The 16,012-nt window shown below is 62.2% G+C and carries 15 protein-coding genes and 1 pseudogene; 6 read left to right on the top strand and 10 right to left on the bottom strand.

The window, feature by feature from the left end:
- On the top strand, positions 1–882 hold an 882-nt coding region (locus tag JHD62_RS18675; protein WP_199104167.1), incomplete at its 5' end, for a LysR substrate-binding domain-containing protein.
- A 126-nt stretch (positions 883–1,008) separates the two neighbouring features.
- Here JHD62_RS18675 and JHD62_RS18680 read toward each other — a convergent pair.
- On the bottom strand, positions 1,009–1,746 hold the full coding sequence (locus JHD62_RS18680; RefSeq protein WP_199104168.1) for a siderophore-interacting protein: 738 nt from the start codon (positions 1,744–1,746) through the stop codon (positions 1,009–1,011).
- Between the two features lie 33 nt (positions 1,747–1,779).
- On the opposite strand from JHD62_RS18680, the gene JHD62_RS18685 reads away from it, so the two are divergent.
- On the top strand, positions 1,780–2,283 hold the full coding sequence (locus JHD62_RS18685) for a MarR family winged helix-turn-helix transcriptional regulator (protein WP_131360475.1): 504 nt from the start codon (positions 1,780–1,782) through the stop codon (positions 2,281–2,283).
- A gap of 59 nt (positions 2,284–2,342) precedes the next feature.
- Here the strand turns inward: JHD62_RS18685 and JHD62_RS18690 are convergent, their stop codons facing one another.
- The 7 genes and pseudogenes from JHD62_RS18690 to JHD62_RS18715 all read right to left on the bottom strand — a co-directional run bounded on the left by JHD62_RS18690 (position 2,343) and on the right by JHD62_RS18715 (position 9,387).
- The gene (locus tag JHD62_RS18690; RefSeq protein WP_199104169.1) at positions 2,343–3,344 is read right to left on the bottom strand and encodes an ABC transporter substrate-binding protein; all 1,002 of its coding nucleotides are present in this window, start codon (positions 3,342–3,344) and stop codon (positions 2,343–2,345) included.
- Between the two features lie 21 nt (positions 3,345–3,365).
- Positions 3,366–4,115 (bottom strand): amino acid ABC transporter ATP-binding protein, encoded by a 750-nt coding sequence (locus tag JHD62_RS18695; RefSeq protein WP_287881232.1) that lies wholly within the window; start codon positions 4,113–4,115, stop codon positions 3,366–3,368.
- A 165-nt stretch (positions 4,116–4,280) separates the two neighbouring features.
- A pseudogene (locus tag JHD62_RS22655) lies at positions 4,281–5,165 on the bottom strand (amino acid ABC transporter permease); the annotation flags it as partial.
- A gap of 56 nt (positions 5,166–5,221) precedes the next feature.
- Positions 5,222–5,764: a GNAT family N-acetyltransferase gene (locus JHD62_RS18700; RefSeq protein ID WP_199104170.1), complete on the bottom strand. Its 543-nt coding sequence runs from the start codon at positions 5,762–5,764 to the stop codon at positions 5,222–5,224.
- 39 nt (positions 5,765–5,803) lie between these two features.
- On the bottom strand, positions 5,804–7,015 hold the full coding sequence (locus JHD62_RS18705) for a M20 aminoacylase family protein (protein WP_199104171.1): 1,212 nt from the start codon (positions 7,013–7,015) through the stop codon (positions 5,804–5,806).
- Positions 7,015–8,355: an LLM class flavin-dependent oxidoreductase gene (locus JHD62_RS18710; RefSeq protein WP_199104172.1), complete on the bottom strand. Its 1,341-nt coding sequence runs from the start codon at positions 8,353–8,355 to the stop codon at positions 7,015–7,017. Before JHD62_RS18710 ends, JHD62_RS18705 begins: the two co-directional genes overlap by 1 nt.
- A 30-nt stretch (positions 8,356–8,385) precedes the next feature.
- Positions 8,386–9,387, bottom strand: coding sequence for an LLM class flavin-dependent oxidoreductase (locus JHD62_RS18715; RefSeq protein WP_059285581.1), 1,002 nt, complete (start codon positions 9,385–9,387; stop codon positions 8,386–8,388).
- Positions 9,388–9,705: 318 nt separating this feature from the next.
- Here JHD62_RS18715 and JHD62_RS18720 point away from each other — a divergent pair, with 318 nt between their 5' ends.
- From JHD62_RS18720 to JHD62_RS18735, 4 genes are all read left to right on the top strand, one after another.
- The gene (locus JHD62_RS18720) at positions 9,706–10,818 is read left to right on the top strand and encodes a porin (protein WP_199104173.1); all 1,113 of its coding nucleotides are present in this window, start codon (positions 9,706–9,708) and stop codon (positions 10,816–10,818) included.
- Between the two features lie 65 nt (positions 10,819–10,883).
- Entirely contained in the window at positions 10,884–11,228 is a 345-nt protein-coding gene (locus JHD62_RS18725; protein WP_199104174.1) for a DUF3088 domain-containing protein, read from the top strand.
- A gap of 25 nt (positions 11,229–11,253) precedes the next feature.
- Positions 11,254–11,760, top strand: coding sequence for a VOC family protein (locus JHD62_RS18730; protein WP_199104175.1), 507 nt, complete (start codon positions 11,254–11,256; stop codon positions 11,758–11,760).
- A 121-nt stretch (positions 11,761–11,881) separates the two neighbouring features.
- Positions 11,882–12,277: a VOC family protein gene (locus tag JHD62_RS18735; protein WP_199104176.1), complete on the top strand. Its 396-nt coding sequence runs from the start codon at positions 11,882–11,884 to the stop codon at positions 12,275–12,277.
- Positions 12,278–12,289: 12 nt separating this feature from the next.
- Here the strand turns inward: JHD62_RS18735 and JHD62_RS18740 are convergent, their stop codons facing one another.
- Together JHD62_RS18740 and JHD62_RS18745 are read right to left on the bottom strand one after the other, a co-directional pair.
- Complete coding sequence (locus tag JHD62_RS18740) at positions 12,290–13,288, bottom strand: two-component system response regulator (protein WP_199104177.1); 999 nt, start codon at positions 13,286–13,288, stop codon at positions 12,290–12,292.
- The coding region (locus JHD62_RS18745) for a PAS domain S-box protein (RefSeq protein ID WP_199104178.1) at positions 13,285–16,012 on the bottom strand (2,728 nt) is incomplete at its 5' end. The genes JHD62_RS18745 and JHD62_RS18740, both read right to left, overlap by 4 nt.

A 16,012-nucleotide genomic window follows, 5' to 3' on the forward strand; every position in this document is an offset into this window, starting at 1 on the left:
CATGGTCAGTTCTCCCCGGTCTGCCAGCAGCTGGGGCTGAGCAAGTCCGGCATCAGCATGTCGCTGGCCCGGCTGGAAGAAGCCGTTGGCCAGCCGCTGCTGCAACGCATGACACAAGGCCTGGTGGTGACTGAAGCGGGCGAACAGCTGCTGCTGCATGCCAAGCGCGCTTTTGCCGAGTTGCGCCATATCGAGGCCGACCTGTCCGCCCTGCGCGGCAGCCTGTGTGGCACCATTACCGTGGGTGCGCTGCCACTGTGCCGTACCAGCCTGCTGCCACTGGCCATTGCCCGACTGTTGCAGCGCTATCCCGGCCTGAAAATAAAGACCAGCGAAAGCCCGTTTTCCGAACTCGCCCGTGGACTGCATTGCGGTGATATCGACTTCATCTTCGGTGCCTTGCGCCAGGGGAATGCGGCTGCGCCGTTCTATAGCGAAGCGCTGTTTCAGGATCAGGTGGGCATTTTCTGTCGTCGCGGTCACCCGCTGGCCCGCCTGCAACGCAGGATAAGACTTACCGAGCTGCAAGGCGCGGGCTGGATTCTGCCTCGTGAGGAGTCACCGGCCCGCCAGGCACTGGTGCGGGCCTTCCTGCGCGCCGGGCTGCCCGCCCCGGAGCCATCGGTGGAAAGTGGCGACCTGGCCGTGGTGCGCCAGCTGCTGGCGCATAGCGAGCTGCTGACCGCCTGCTCCGCTCACCAGCTGCACGTGGAAATCGGCAGTGGGGCAATCGTGCCGCTGGTGGTGGATCTGGGCGATACCCGTCGCCATATCGGCATCACCCAGCGGCTGGGCAGCTCTGCCTCACCGGCTATCGAAGCCTTGCTGGAGGAAATCCGCCAGCTATGCGCAGATCTGCCAGATGAAGCCATGGCGGCCTGAGCCGCACACAGCGACATCCGCTGCAATGAACAAGCGCTGCCGGTTTGACCGCGCAGCGCTTTTTTCATGGCTGATGCCACCCAGCCCAAGACAGAGCAAGGCAGCAGCAGGGTTTTGTTAGCCGCTCTATACCAGCCGCTCGTGAAAATCCGCCTCACCCAGCCGCCAGTAAGCTGCCACTTTCACCCCTTCACGCGGCAGCTGTTTTTCTTCCAGCAATATGCTGCGCGCCTGACGCATCAGCCCGCCCTCTCCCGCGCACCAGGTAAAACCATTGCCGTCCGGTACTTGCCAGCCACGCAGTGCCGCCAGCAAGGCCTCGCCATCGGCCAGCTGGCTGACAGTCCAGTTAGCCTGTTGTGGCAGTTCCCAGCTGACATGGCTGTCAGCACGCAGCAAGATCACCTCGACATGGGCGCTGGGCGACAACTCGGCCAGACGGCGACGAATGGCCGGCAGTGATGAAGCATCGCCCACCAGCAAATGCCAGTCCTGCTGCGCCGGGATGATCATCGACCCCTTGGGCCCGGCAATAATGGCCTGCATGCCCTCTTCGGCCTGCTGCGCCCAGCTGGCGGCAGCACCGTGACCGTGCAGGGCGAATTCCAGCATCAGTTCACCGTTTTCCGCAGTGGCGGACAGCGGGGTGTAATCGCGCATCACGGTATTGCCCTGCTCATCCTGAAAAATGAACTTGATGTGGTCATCAAACGACTGTGACTGGAAACCCTGCAGCGTCTCGCCGGCAAAGGTGATGCGGGCAAAGCCGTCGCCGCTGCGCTCAACCTTGCGGACGGTGACTTGGCGCTTGGCCAGTTCATATCTGACCCGCTCGATGCGGTGTTGCGGCAAAATGGTGGTCATGGCGACTCCAATTGATTGATAATATCACCTAATATGCAAAATAAAGTTGACCTTGTCAACAATGTTGACGATACCGCCGAGCAGATTTTCGAGGCCATCCACACCCTGATGCATCAATACCGCTCGCGCCAGTTTGCCGCGATCCGGGACGATGCCCTGGGGCTGACCCATATGGAAGGCAAGGTGCTGGGTTATTTCTGCCGCCATCCGGGTAATACCCAGAGCGACCTCGCCCAGCACTCCGGGCGCGACAAGGCCCAGCTCACCCGGCTGATTGCCCGCCTGAAAGAAGCCGGGCTGCTGGAAGCCCGCGCCGATGCGCAGGACCGCCGCAGCATGCGCCTGTACCTGACCGAGGCCGGGCAGACGCTGCATGCCACCTTGCATCAGCATGGCCGTCTGCTGGCTGCCCGCGCCATGCAAGGCATTGCGCCGGAGCAGGCCGAGGCATTGCTGCAAGCCTTGCAGCACATACGCCACAATCTGGAGCAGGACAGCCCGGACAAGTCCTGTGACAAGCATTGCGACAAGACCTGAACACATGAAAAAACGGCCCCGAGGGGCCGTTATCATTGTTACCGCTTGCTGCCAAACGCTCAGCTCTTGGGCAGGCCGGGCGGGTTGGTACGCGATTCGCTCACCGCTTCGGCGCTCAGGCCCCAGCGGCTGAGTACCCTGGCGTAATTGCCGTTGGCAATCTGGGTATTGATGATTTTGGTAATCGCCGGAGCCAGGCCGGAGTCCTTGCGCGTGGTGACGGCAATGTCCGCCGTCAGCGGCCAACCGCCAGAGAAGGTGCCAGCCAGACGCACCTTGCCGGTACGCGCGGCTTCCAGTGCGTAGATGGCATTGGGGCCCAGCCAGGCATCGGCGCGGCCGGACTGCAAGGCTACCCGCGCCACGGCTTCATCATCAAAATACAGTGCCTGCAACGGTTTCAGGCCAGCCGCCTCGTTTTTCTTGTTCCATTCCAGCAGGATCTGCTCCTGATTGGTACCCGCGCCCACAATCACCTTCAGTCCGGCCGTGTCCTTGGGTTCATTGATTTTCAGCTTGCTGCCCGACTTGGTGTAAAAGCCGAGCAAGTCCTTGCGGTAGGTGGAGAAGTCAAACTTCTCCTTGCGCGCCTCGGTAACCGTGACATTGGAAATCACCGCATCGTATTTGCCGGACTGCAAGCCCAGCGGCCAGTCAGCCCAGGCCACGTTGACCAGTTCCAGCTTGCGGCCCAGGCCATCGGCCACCAGGCGCGAGATGTCCGGGTCGGCACCGATGATGGTTTTCGAGTCGCTGGCAAAGCCGCCCAGCGGCAAAATGCCACCGGCAATGGCCACCACGAAGGTCTTGTCCTTGACGAAGCGGACGTCCTTGGGCAGCAGTTTGATGGCCTCTGGCACCGGACGGCCCTTGGGCTGGCCTTTTTGCTCCGGGCTCAGGTCGATGCTGCTGGCGGCATGGCCAAACAGCGGGGCCAGCAGGGCAAGGCTGAGGGCGGCCAGTACGGTACGGCGCGGCAGATGGGTGTTACGCGACATGATGCTTTCCTTGTTGTGGTCTTGCTTGTGGTCGTGACGGTGTGTGAAAAATGTTTTATCCATGGCAAATGTTTTATCCATGGCCTACAGCACGCGGGCCAGGAATTCGCGGGTGCGCTGCTGCTGCGGTTGACGCAATACCTGTTCCGGGCTGCCGCTTTCCACGATGCGGCCTTGCTCCATGAACACCACGGTATCGGCCACTTCACGGGCAAAGCCGATTTCATGGGTGACAATCAGCAGCGTGGTGCCAGAGCGCGCCAGCTCCTTGATGACGTCCAGCACTTCCTGCACCAGCTCCGGGTCCAGCGCCGAGGTGGGTTCGTCAAACAGCAGCACCTTGGGGCGCAGTGCCAGCGCACGGGCAATGGCCACGCGCTGCTGCTGGCCGCCGGACAACTGGCGCGGCCAGGCATCGGCCTTGTCGGCCAGCCCTACCCGCTTGAGCAGCAGGCGCGCCTGGGCTTCGGCCTCGGCCCGACTCAGGCCGCGCAGGGCGATGGGCGCTTCAATCAGGTTTTGCAATACGGTGAGATGGGGAAACAGGTTGAAGTGCTGGAACACCATGCCCACTTCCACCCGGCGTTGCAGGATGTCCTTTTCCTTCAGTTCGTGCAGCGAGTTGCCTTGCTGGCGATAGCCGATCAACTCCCCGTCAATGGCAATGAATCCGCTATCCACCCGCTCCAGATGATTGATGCTGCGCAGCAAAGTGGACTTGCCCGAACCGGACGGGCCGATGATGACGGTGACACTGCCGGGCGGAACGGTCAGCGACACCGCATCCAGCACCTGCTGATGGCCATAGCGCTTGCTGACTGCATGGATGGCCACTTCTCCGCCCTTGACTGCGGGTATATCGGTCAGCGCAGCGGGCGGTGTCACCGTGGCCGGACCAGTGGCACTGACTGGCCACCAGCGCTGGCGGGCACGCTGCCACAACGACTGCGGCTGCTGGCGCAGTGCACCACGTGCATAGTGCCGCTCCACCTGCACCTGAACCGTGGACAGTACGGTGAGGATGATCAGGTACCACACGGTGGCCACCATCAGCAGCGGAATCACTTCCAGATTGCGGTGGTACACCACCTGGATGGTGTAGAACAGCTCCGGCAGCGCCAGGATGTAAACATTGGCCGTGCCCTTGGCCAGACCAATGATGTCATTGAAGGCGGTAGGCAAGATGGTACGCATGGCCTGCGGCAGCACGATGCGGAAAATCTGCCGTCCGCGTGGCAGGCCCAGCGCGGCAGCGGCTTCCAGCTGGCCCTGCTCCACCGACAAAATGCCGCCACGGATGATTTCCGCCGAGAATGCCGCCTGGTTCAGGCTCAGGCCCAGCACCGCTGCGGCAAAGGGGCTGATCAGCTCGGTGGTGGAATAACTGAACCAGTTGATGCCGGTATACGGCACGCCGATATTGATGGTTTCGTACAGATAACCCAGATTGTTGAGGATAAGCAGCAGCACGATCAGCGGAATGGAGCGGAACAGCCAGATATAGCTCCACGACAGGCTGGCCAGCAGCGGCGAGCGCGATACCCGCGCCAGTGCCAGCACCGTGCCCAGCACCGACCCCAGCACCGTGCCGATGGCGGTCAGCAGCAAGGTGCGGCCCAGGCCTTCCAGCACCGGGGCGGCCAGAAACCACTCGGCAAACACCGCCCAGCCCCAGCGCGGATTGGTGGCCACCGAACTGATGATGGCAGCCAGCAGCAGCACGGCCAGCACACTGCCGGCAATGCGCGCCGGGTAACGCGCCGGGATGATGCGCAACCCGGCATAGCGGTTGCTGCCGCTGGCCTCACTGACGGCATGATCACTCGTCTGCCGTGGCAGTGAATGGCTAAAGGCGATGTCGCCGACTTCGGTAATTTCACTCATGATGTCTTGTCCTGTGCAAAAGCCGTGGTGGGTGCGGCAAGCAAGTCAAAGCGGTGTCAAACGGCAATGCCAGCCAGTTCAGTCCAGTGCGCGGGGTGGGATGGTGCGCTGGCGTGGCGTGGCACTGCCTTGGTAAACGGCAGGGTGCGCAAGGCTTCCAGATCCCCCTCCGGGTCAAACTGCGCCTGATAACCATGACGCAGGTAGAGCCCGACCGCCTCCGGCTGGCGGCAACCGGTGGTCAGGTAAATCTGGCGGTAGCCCTGGCGCTGGCATTGCGCCTCCAGCTCCTGCAACACCAGCCCGGCCAAGCCCTGACGGCGGAACTGGCTGTGGGTCCAGATGCGCTTGAATTCGGCGGTGTGCTCATCCAGCCGCTTGAAGGCCCCGCCGGCAATCGCCTGCCCCTGCCGCAGCAGCAACAGGAAGTTGCCATGTGGCGGCGCAAAGGTTTCCGGCGGATAGCGCCGCATTTCCTCTGCCGCACCGCCGGGGCTGAACAGATTGCCGTAGCGTGCGTCGTATTCCTGCGTCAGCTCGGCCAGCATCACGCTGGCGCGCGGGTCGGTGGTGGTGGTGTAAACAAAGTAGTCACGCATGTGCTCGGTCCATTGCGATATGTGTCTGGCTGTCGCTTGTTATGTGTCCGCCTGTGGCAGCGGCAGGTAGCGCTCGGCCAGGGCCACCCAGTAGCTGGCGGCCAGCGGCAGGATGGCGTCGTTGAAGTCGTAGCGCGGGTTGTGCAGGCCGGCGCTGTCACCATTGCCGAAAAATACGAAGCTGCCCGGGCGTGCCTGCAACATGAAGGCAAAATCCTCGCTGGCGGTACGCGGCCGGAAAGCCTCTTCCACCCGCGCCGCGCCCAGCGTGTCCTGCGCCACTTCACGTGCCAGTGCGGTTTCTGCCGGGTGATTGCACACCGGCGGGAAGCCCAGGCGGTAATCCACCTCGGCGCGTGCGCCAAAGCTGGCCGCCTGTGCCTCCACCAGTGCCGGTACGCGCTGTTGCAGCAGGCTGCGCACTTCCGGGCGGAAGGTGCGGGCGGTCAGTTTCAGCTCCACGCTGTCCGGAATCACGTTGGACGCATGGCCGCCGTGGATGCTGCCCACGGTGAGCACCCCCATGTCCAGCGGGTCGACATTGCGTGACACCACACTTTGCAGCGCGGTAATCACGTGGGCACTCACCAGCACCGGGTCCACCGTGTTATGCGGTTCGGCTCCATGGCCACCCTTGCCGTGCACGGTGATGTGGGCCTGATCCACCGAGGCCATGGCCGGGCCTTCGATGCAGCCGATATGGCCGCAGCTCACTCCGGGCCAGTTGTGCAGGCCGAATACCGCATCGCAGGGAAAGCGCTCGAACAAGCCTTCTTCCAGCATGCGCCGTGCGCCGCTGCCGGTTTCTTCGGCGGGCTGGAAAATCAGCTGCAAGGTGCCGTCAAACTGGCCGTGCAGCGCCAGAAAGCGGGCAGCGGCCAGCAGGATGGCGGTGTGGCCGTCATGCCCGCAGGCATGCATCACGCCGGGGTTCTGGCTGGCATACGGCAGGCCGGTGGCTTCCTGGATGGGCAGCGCATCCATGTCGGCGCGCAGGCCGAGCGAACGCTGGCTGCTGCCACGGCGCAAGCTGCCCACCACCCCGGTGCCGGCAATACCGGTGGTCACCTGATAGCCCCACTGCTGCAACAGCGCGGCTACCTTGCCGGCTGTGCGATGTTCGGCAAACGCCAGTTCCGGGTGCTGGTGCAGGTCGCGGCGCAGGGCCACGAATTCGGAATTGGCAGCCGCAATGCCGGTTTCGATCTGCAGGCTGCGCGGCAACACGGCACTGTCTAATGCTGCATTCATCAGGCCACCTGCTGCTGGCTGCTGTGCTCGGCGGCTTGCTGGTAACGGCTTTCCTTGCGTGGCAGGCCCAGATGGTCGCGCAGGGTGCGGCCATCCAGCTGGCGCGTGAAGCGTCCGCTCTTTTCCAGCACCGGCAGTACATGGGTGATGAAGTCGTCCAGCCCTTCGGCCACCACCGGGAAGCCCAGGATGAAACCGTCAGCCGCGCCCTCGTCCACCCAGCGGATGATTTCCGCCGCCACTTTTTCACCGCTGCCGACAAAGTTGCTGCGCGGGGTGGCCACTTCCAGCGCTACCTGGCGCAGGGTCAGTCCGTGCTCACGGGCGCGGGCCTTGATCTGGTCGGTGGTGGAACGGAAGCTGTTGCGACCGATATCGCCCAGCTCCGGGAAGGCCTCGTCCAGCGGGTACTGGGTAAAGTCGTGGTGGTCGAAGAAGCGGCCCAGATAGGCCAGCGCATCGTCGATGGTCAGCAGTTGCTGGATGATGCGGAACTTGGCTTCGGCCTCGGCATCGGTAGCGGCCACCACCGGTGCAATGCCGGGGAAGATTTTCACATCGTCCGCCTTGCGGGCATGCAGCACGGCACTGGTTTTCACCTTGCGCAGGAAGTCGCGGGTTTCTTCGATGGAAGGCGAGTGGGTAAACACCGCGTCGGCATACTTGCCCGCCAGGCCAATCCCGGCATCGGAAGAACCGGCCTGGAAAATCACCGGCTGGCCCTGCGGCGAGCGGCTGATGTTCAGCGGCCCGGCCACCTGGAAGAAACGCCCCTTGTGGTTCAGGGTGTGCAGCTTGTCCTTGTCGAAGAACTGGCCGGTTTCACGGTTACGCGGCAAGGCGTCGTCGTCCCAGCTGTCCCACAAGCCCTGGGTGACTTGCAGGTATTCGTCGGCAATTTCATAACGCAGGCTGTGTTCCGGATGCGGGCGGCTGTAGTTGAGCGCCGTGCCTTCCAGCGGCGTGGTCACCACATTCCAGCCGGCGCGGCCGCCGCTGATCAGGTCGAGCGAGCCGAACTGGCGCGCCACGGTAAACGGGTCGCTGTAGGAAGTGGACACGGTGCCGGCCAGGCCGATCTTGCGTGTCACGCTGGCCAGCGCCGACAGGATGGAAATCGGCTCGAAACGGTTGAGGAAGTGCGGAATCGATTTTTCGTTGATGTACAGGCCATCCGCCACAAAGGCAAAGGCAATGCCGTTGGCTTCGGCTTTCTGCACGGTATCAATATAAAACTGCAGGTTGACGCTGGCATCTGCCGGGCCGCTGGGGTGTTTCCAGGCGTGCATGTGGCCACCAGCGCCGTGCAGCATGATGCCGAAAGTAATGGGTTTGCTCATGTTCAGCTCCAAAAAGGTTGATCAGTACGGTCAGGCGGCCAGCGGCTCGCGCGCTTCGGCCAGCAGGGCAATGGAAGCGCGGCGCAGCGCAAACTGGGCCACGGGGATATCAATGATGAATTCGCGGATGCCGTAGCTCTGGTGCAGGGAATCCAGCTCTGCGCGTACATCACCGGCAGTACCGGCAATCACGTGCGGGTGCTTTTCTTCCAGCTGGTACTGGCTGCTGCCAGCCTGACGGGCAAATTCCTCGGCGGCCTCGCGGCTGGGCACGTTGACGCTACGGCCATCTTCCAGCGTCACCTTGAACAGCTTCAGCTCCCCCACCAGTGCCTGCGCCTGTTCGCGGGTTTCAGCCACAAAGGCATACAGCGCCAGTGCGGGCACCTTGCCGGTCCACTGGCGGTACACGGCAATGGATTGCTGGATATTCAAAGGGTCGCCGTTGAAGTGGCCGGCATAGGCAAAATCCCAGCCCAGACGGGCGGCCAGCCGGGCGCTGTCCGGGCTGCCGCCCAGCAGGAAGCGCCCCGGGGTAATGGGCGGCTGCGGTGTCGCCTTTGCCCCGGCCAGCGGATGCCCTTCCGGCTGGCCCTCGTTCAGGAAGGCATTCAGTTCGGTCAGCTGGGCAGTGAAATCGGGCTTGCGCGCAGCATCGTGATAGTGCTGCAAGGCACGGGTGCTGAATGGCAGGCCGCCGGGAGCCTTGCCCACACCCAGGTCCACCCGGCCCGGCGCCAGCGCCGCCAGCAGGTTGAAGGTTTCCGCCACCTTGTAGGGGCTGTAGTGCTGCAGCATGACGCCGCCACTGCCCACGCGGATGCGGCTGGTATGCGCCAGGATGTGGGAGATCAGCACTTCGGGGGCGGAACTGGCCAGCAGCGGTGTGCTGTGGTGTTCGGCCACCCAGAAACGGTAATAGCCCAGCTGCTCTGCCAGCTTGGCCAGCGCCACGGTATTGGCCAGCGCATCGGCCGCAGTGGCACCTGGTGGAATCGGACTTTTATCCAGAATGGACAGCGAGTATGACATTTGTGTGCACCGTGTAATTGACGCCACAAAATCTATTCCCAGCCAATTTGAAGATCAATCAAATTAAATTGATATGCTTATCCGCGCATCTTATTCATTTTCTTGAATATTCCAACAAAAAATCGACTTAGCAAAATTCTGGAAAAAGCCATGAAAAACAAATCAATCCGAATAAAACCTGCAAAAACAGTTTGATTTGTTAATCATTTTTTATTGATTAAAAAAACGGAAACAATACGGAAGAATAAGCACCAGCCGAAACCCGCCACCCTGGCAACGGCTTGCTTGTCCGACCAACCGATTTCCTGTGAACACATCATGAAAATAAAACTGCTCACCCTGGCTATTGCTGCTTCTCCCTTGTTTGCCCATGCCGATGACGGCGTGACCATTTACGGCAAGATTGCTGGCGACATTTCCAGCGTCCGTAGCTACACCGCGACCGGCAGCCAGAGTTCTGTACATGTAGACGACAATACCTCGCGTATCGGCTTCAAGGGTTCGGAAAATCTGGGCAATGGCCTGACTGCCATCTGGCAGGTGGAAAACCGCATCCACGTGGATGGCAGCGGTACGGACACCTTCGCCAGCCGCGACTCCTTCATCGGCCTGCAAACCGAATACGGCAAGCTGCGCCTGGGCCGCCTGTCCGACTACGCCAACCTGGACATGGAATATATCGATCCGGGTGCTTACAGCGGCGTAGGCGGCCAGCTGTATTCCACCCGTCTGGACGGTCGCCTGAACAATGCCGTGCGCTACGACAGCCCCAACCTGGCCGGTTTCAGCTTTACCACCACCTGGGCAGCTGACGAAAAACGCGCCAATGACAGCAATGGCCAGCCCACCAACAACCAGGTATTCAACCTGGGCCTGAGCTACGAACAGGCCGGTTACTTTGCCAAGTTCAGCTATGAAACCAAGGGGGATGCCAAACAGGTGAACTCATCGGCCCAGACCGGCGCGGTGAAAAACTGGTGGCGTGTGGAAGCAGGCTATATCAGCGACCCCATTTATCTGGCGCTGGGTTTCCAGACGGTGAATGGCTACCTGGGGGTTTCCAGTGGCCAGTTTGTTGATAGCCCGGGAGTGGTTTACAACGTCAATGTGCTGAACACCCGTCTGGCCGCCAGTGGCCAGAGCCTGAGCGCCGCCGCTTCCGGTCAGGATGTGAAGACGCGTGAAGCCGTGCTCACCTTCGGCTACAACGTGGGCGCATGGATGCCTTATGTTTCGCTGACCAAGGGCTATGACGTGGAAATCGGCGGCAGCAACGTCGACAAGACCGGCTACACCCAATATGTGCTGGGCACGGTATACAACCTGTCCAAACAAACGCGTGCTTATGCCTCATATGGCCGCGTCAACTGGGGTGGCAATGGCGTAAGAAGCGAAAGTTCGCTAAACCTGGCCCTGGCCAAATTCTTCTAAGTGACATGCCCCGCCTCCCGGCGGGGTTCTTGCTGCCACTCCATTCTTACCGCGAAAGATACCTGATGAGCCGCGACACCCTGTTTTTGCTGGAGCCCGGATTCACCCGGCCCGACCATCCGGCCGACCAGCGTTTTGTCTGCCCGCACAGCAATCTGCTGGAAGGCCTGCTGGCAGTGCAACCGGCACTCTCCGAGCGCATTGAAATCCGCCGTCTGCCGTTTCCACGGCCGCGCCAGCCGGTGATTGACTTGCTGGGCGAAGAAAACCAGAGCCTGCCGGTGCTGATACTGGACCCGGCCAGCCCCTTACCCGCCAATGCCAAACAGCATGCCGGACGGCACTACCTGCAAGACGCCCGGCAAATTGCCGATTATCTGGCACAGCACCACGCTGCCTATCGCCTGTAAACCCTTGCCACATTGAAAGCACATCATGGGAATCAAACGCCTGAACCACGCGGTGCTATATGTCAGCGATGTTGCCGACAGCACCCGTTTCTACCAGCAAGTGCTGGGGTTTAACCCCTCACCCGGCCCGCAGCCGGAACAAGCCTTTTTTGCCCAGGCGGCGGAGTCGGACAACCATCACGACCTGGCCTTGTTCGCCCGCAATCAGGGCCAGCAACGCGCGGGGGTATTCAGCGCACGCGGTGAAACTCCGGGAGCCAACGAGCCGCCGGCCGGTCTTTATCATCTGGCCTGGGAAGTGGATACCCTGCTGGAACTCAAGCGTATTCGCGACCAGTTGCAGGCACTTGGCAAGCTGGGTCTGGAAGAAGACCACGGCCTGTTCAAGAGCGTGTACGGCCACGACCCGGACGGCCTGCTGTTTGAAATCAACTGGTTCCTGCCCGCCGATGCCATCCGCGACGAGGACCGAGACATCCGTACCGCCCCGCTGGACTGGGAGCGCGAACTGACGCGCTTTGCCAGCCATTAGGCACACGGCAGGACAGCAGCGTGTCGCCTGAGGCCTGCTGCTGCCTTGCCAAACAAGGATTGCGCCGGGATGGCGCGATGCAGCAAGATGGACAACCCACCTGTTTATGGAGTCTTGCCGCATGATCAGCCACCTCGACCACCTTGTACTCACCACCGCCCGACTGGATGACTGCTTGGCTTTTTACTGTGACGGCCTGGGCATGACGCTGGAAAAATTCATTGGCGGCACCCCGCCGGTGGAGCGGCTGGCACTGAAGTTTGGCAGCCAGAAAATCAATATCCACGTGCAAGGCAGGGAGTTCGAACCCAAGGCCGCCCTGCCCACTCCCGGCGCACTGGACTTGTGTTTCATCGCCGACATCCCGCTGGAGCAGGTAATCGCCCGCCTGCAAGAAAAACGGCTGGCCATCATCGAAGGGCCGGTAGGCCGGACCGGGGCCACCGGCAAAATCCGCTCGGTTTACCTGCGCGACCCGGACGAGAACCTGATCGAGATTTCCGAATACCTGTCCTGACCGGCCTGCCGCTCAGGCTGTTTCCTGCCAGCGCTGGCGGATGGCTTCCAGCTCGGCCCGCATGCCGAGGAAGCAGGCCGCCAGCGCTGGGTCAAAGTGCTTGCCCGCCTCGCTTTCAATCAGCGCAAACGCCTCATCCACCGTCCAGGCATGCTTGTAGGGCCGCTTGCTGGTGAGCGCGTCGAACACATCGGCAATCGCCACAATGCGCGCTGCCAGCGGAATGGCTTCACCCTGCAAACCCTGCGGATAACCCGTGCCATCCCAGCGCTCGTGATGGCTGAGCGCAATGGTGGCAGCCATCTGCAACAGGCTGGATTTGTCTTCACCAATGATGCGGGCACCGATTTCGGCATGGCTGCGCATGATGTTCCACTCATCCACATCCAGTTTGCCCGGCTTGAGCAGGATGGCATCCGGAATGCCGATCTTGCCGATATCGTGCATGGGCGCGGCATTGAGCAGCTCGTCGGCAAAGCGCTCGCCATGACCGGCCGCCAATGCCAGCAGCCGCGCGTAATGACTCATGCGGATGACATGCAGGCCGGTTTCGTTATCCTTGAATTCAGCCGCCCGCCCCAGCCGCTGGATGATCTGCAGCCGGGTTTCCACCAGCTCCTCCACCCGCACCAGTGACAGATGGGTACGCACCCGCGCCAGCACGATGGGAGGGCTGACCGGCTTGCTGATGTAGTCCACGGCACCGGCGGCAAAGCCTTCCGCTTCGTCCTTGCTGTCACTCAGCGCCGTCACGAAAATCACCGGCAGCGCAGCCGTCTGCGGGTTCTGCTTTAACTGGCGGCACACTTCCAGCCCGGTCATGCCAGGCATCATCACATCCAGCAGGATCAAATCCGGCCTGGACGCCGCCGCCAGTTGCAGGGCCTTCTCGCCATCGCGGGCAAACAGCAGGCGGTAGTGGTCCTGCAGGATGTGGCGCAAGACTTGCAGATTATTCGGTTCGTCATCCACCAGCAGCAGGCAGGGGCGCGTGTCTTCGATAGGGCTCATGGTGCTTCCGTTTCTCCGGCGGCGTCCGGCAGTAGTGCATGCGCAGCCTTCAGTGCTGCGTCAAAATCAAAATCATCCAGCGCAGCCTGCAAGGCTTGCAAGCTGGCGGCAGGCAATAACCCGGCCAGCGCCTGCATGGCTTCATCGTCCAGGCTGGCCTGCCCGCAAGCTGCCATCAGCCGTTGCAGCCAGGGCCGGGCAGCGGCAGGCAATGGTGCGGCTGTGCAGTCTGCCACATCTGTAACAAGCGCCGTGCCGGATGCAGGCAAGGCGGCGGCCACGCCGGCCATGATGTTGTCGATGGCATCGGCCTGTGCCGGGCTACAAATACCGGCCTGCTCCACTGCGGCCAGCTGTTGCTGCAACTGCGCCAGCCCCAGATTGGCCGCCAGCCCGCGCAAGCGGTGCGCCTGCTGGCGGCAACTGGCGGCATCGGCCTCTGCCAGCGCAGCCAGCTGCGGCTGATTGTCGGCCAGAAAACGGCGGATACGTTCCACCAGCACATCACGCTCGCCCCAGCGCGCCAGTGCGCCGTCCCAGTCGATGAGCACAGCCTGCTGACCGGTGCTGCGGGCGACATCGGCCATCGTGCCGGACAGGCCGGTGACGCGGGCAATTTCCTGTCGCAGGCTGGCCATGTCCAGCGGTTTGACGGCAAAGCCGTTCATGCCGGCGGCTTCGGCATCCTTGCGGTCCTGACTGAGCACGCTGGCGGTAAGGGCAATCACCGGCGTGGGTGCTTGTCCGCTGCGCGCTTCCTGCGCCCGCAACTGGCGGGTGGCTTCCAGCCCGTCCACTTCGGGCATCTGCACATCCATCAGCACCACATCAAAACGCTGGGCCGCGTGCAGGGCCACCGCCTCGGCCCCGCCGCTGGCGGTGCTCACCTGCAGGCCTTCGCGTTGCAGCATCAGTTGCAGCAGTTCCAGGTTTTCCGGCACATCATCCACCGCCAGCACCCGCAGCGGCGGCAAGGCCAGCGTCGGCACCGGGCTGCTGGCTGGCAGGCTGCCACGGGCGGTTTGCAGCGGCAGACTGATGTCAAAGGTGGAACCCACCCCCAGCTGGCTGCTTACCTGAATGCTGCCGCCCATCAGCTCCACCAGCTGGCGGGCAATGGTGGTGCCAAGCCCGGTGCCGCCAAAGCGGCGCGCCATGCTGGCATCGGCCTGGCTGAACGGGGCGAAGATGCTGTCCAGCCTGTCTGGCGCAATGCCGATGCCGCTGTCGCTGACTGCGATGTGTAAGCGGTTGTCCTCGCAGCGTACCTGCAACAGCACCTGGCCCTGTTCGGTGAACTTGACGGCATTGCCCAGCAGATTGGTCAAAATCTGCCGCATGCGCAGTACGTCGCCATACAACAGCTGCGGGCAATCGGCGGCGTAGTCCAGTTGCAGCGCCAGTTGCTTGTCGCGTGCCTGCAGGGCAAAGGTATCCACCAGTTGCTGGCACAGCTCGTGCAGCGAGTAATCCGCCTCATCCAGTTCCAGCGCACCGCGTTCCAGCTTGGCGGTGTCCAGCACGCCATTGAGCAGGCCCAGCAGCGCCCGGGCTGACTGGTTGATGGTTTGCAGGTGACGGCGCTGCTCCGGCTGCAAGCTACCGTCCAGCAGCAGCTGGGCAAAGCCGATGATGGCATTCATCGGGGTGCGGATTTCATGGCTCATATTGGCCAGGAACATGCCTTTGGCCGCCGCTGCCTGCTCGGCGCGGTCGCGCGCGGCCATCAGGTCTTGCTCCATGTGCTTGCGGTCGGTGACATCACTGGCCAGCTTCACCACTTTGCAGGGCTTGCCGTCCAGATCCAGAATCGGGTTGTACACTGCCTGAATCCACACCGGACGACCATCCTTGGCGTAACGCAAAAATTCGCCGCTTTGAAACTTCCCCGCGCGCAAATCCGACCAGAAAGTCTGGTATGCAGCAGAGGCGGCTTCCTCCGGCTGGCACAGCATGCTGTGGTGCCTGCCTTGCAGCTCGTCCAGCCGGTAGCCGGTAAGTGCCAGAAAACTGTCATTGGCGGTGAGGATATGGCCATCCATGTCGAACTCCACCACCGCCAGCGCCTGGCGGATGGCATACACCACGCCTTCGTACTCCGCCGCACGCAGGCGGCTTTCGGTGATGTCTATCATCACCCCGTCTATCCACTGCGGCTGCTCGTCCAGATCGAACACGATGCCGGCGCTTTCCGACACCCAGCGCTCGCCACCTGCCATGTGGAACAGCCGGTACTCCACCACGTAGGATCGGCCCTCGCTGACCGCCTGGCTCACGGTATCGCGCACGCGCGGCACATCATCCGGGTGCATGATGGACAGCAGGCTGATGCTGCCATCCAGAAAGCTGGCTGCCGGCCAGCCGCACAGTTCGCTAATACTGTCGCTGATGAAGATCTTGCTCCAGTCCTCATCCACCCGGCTGCGAAAGGCCACGCCGGGCATATTGGCGATCAGGGTGCGGTACTGGCTTTCGCGCAGCTTGAGTTCGCGCTCCATGGCGGTGCGTTCGCTGATGTCGGTGACAAAGCCGACAAACATCGGCTCGCGCCCGGTATCCACCCGGCCCACCGCCAGCCGGATGGGAAACACCGACCCGTCCTTGCGCCGCGCACTCACCTCGCGCCCCACGCCAATCACCCGGGCATCGCCCGTTGCCAGATAATGCGCCAGATAGCCATCGTGGCCGGAACGGTAAGGCTCGGGCATCAGCAGATTGATGTTG

The sequence above is a fragment of the Aquitalea sp. ASV11 genome, from assembly GCF_016429185.1.
Lineage (GTDB): Bacteria > Pseudomonadota > Gammaproteobacteria > Burkholderiales > Chromobacteriaceae > Aquitalea > Aquitalea pelogenes.

What these genes read in the sequence shown, in the direction of transcription:
- JHD62_RS18680 (WP_199104168.1), bottom strand. Translation starts at nt 1,746, where the DNA reads ATGACCACCATTTTGCCGCAACACCGCATCGAGCGGGTCAGATATGAA.
- JHD62_RS18685 (WP_131360475.1), top strand. Translation starts at nt 1,780, where the DNA reads ATGCAAAATAAAGTTGACCTTGTCAACAATGTTGACGATACCGCCGAG.
- JHD62_RS18690 (WP_199104169.1), bottom strand. Translation starts at nt 3,344, where the DNA reads ATGGATAAAACATTTTTCACACACCGTCACGACCACAAGCAAGACCAC.
- JHD62_RS18700 (WP_199104170.1), bottom strand. Translation starts at nt 5,764, where the DNA reads ATGCGTGACTACTTTGTTTACACCACCACCACCGACCCGCGCGCCAGC.
- JHD62_RS18705 (WP_199104171.1), bottom strand. Translation starts at nt 7,015, where the DNA reads ATGAATGCAGCATTAGACAGTGCCGTGTTGCCGCGCAGCCTGCAGATC.
- JHD62_RS18710 (WP_199104172.1), bottom strand. Translation starts at nt 8,355, where the DNA reads ATGAGCAAACCCATTACTTTCGGCATCATGCTGCACGGCGCTGGTGGC.
- JHD62_RS18715 (WP_059285581.1), bottom strand. Translation starts at nt 9,387, where the DNA reads ATGTCATACTCGCTGTCCATTCTGGATAAAAGTCCGATTCCACCAGGT.
- JHD62_RS18720 (WP_199104173.1), top strand. Translation starts at nt 9,706, where the DNA reads ATGAAAATAAAACTGCTCACCCTGGCTATTGCTGCTTCTCCCTTGTTT.
- JHD62_RS18725 (WP_199104174.1), top strand. Translation starts at nt 10,884, where the DNA reads ATGAGCCGCGACACCCTGTTTTTGCTGGAGCCCGGATTCACCCGGCCC.
- JHD62_RS18730 (WP_199104175.1), top strand. Translation starts at nt 11,254, where the DNA reads ATGGGAATCAAACGCCTGAACCACGCGGTGCTATATGTCAGCGATGTT.
- JHD62_RS18735 (WP_199104176.1), top strand. Translation starts at nt 11,882, where the DNA reads ATGATCAGCCACCTCGACCACCTTGTACTCACCACCGCCCGACTGGAT.
- JHD62_RS18740 (WP_199104177.1), bottom strand. Translation starts at nt 13,288, where the DNA reads ATGAGCCCTATCGAAGACACGCGCCCCTGCCTGCTGCTGGTGGATGAC.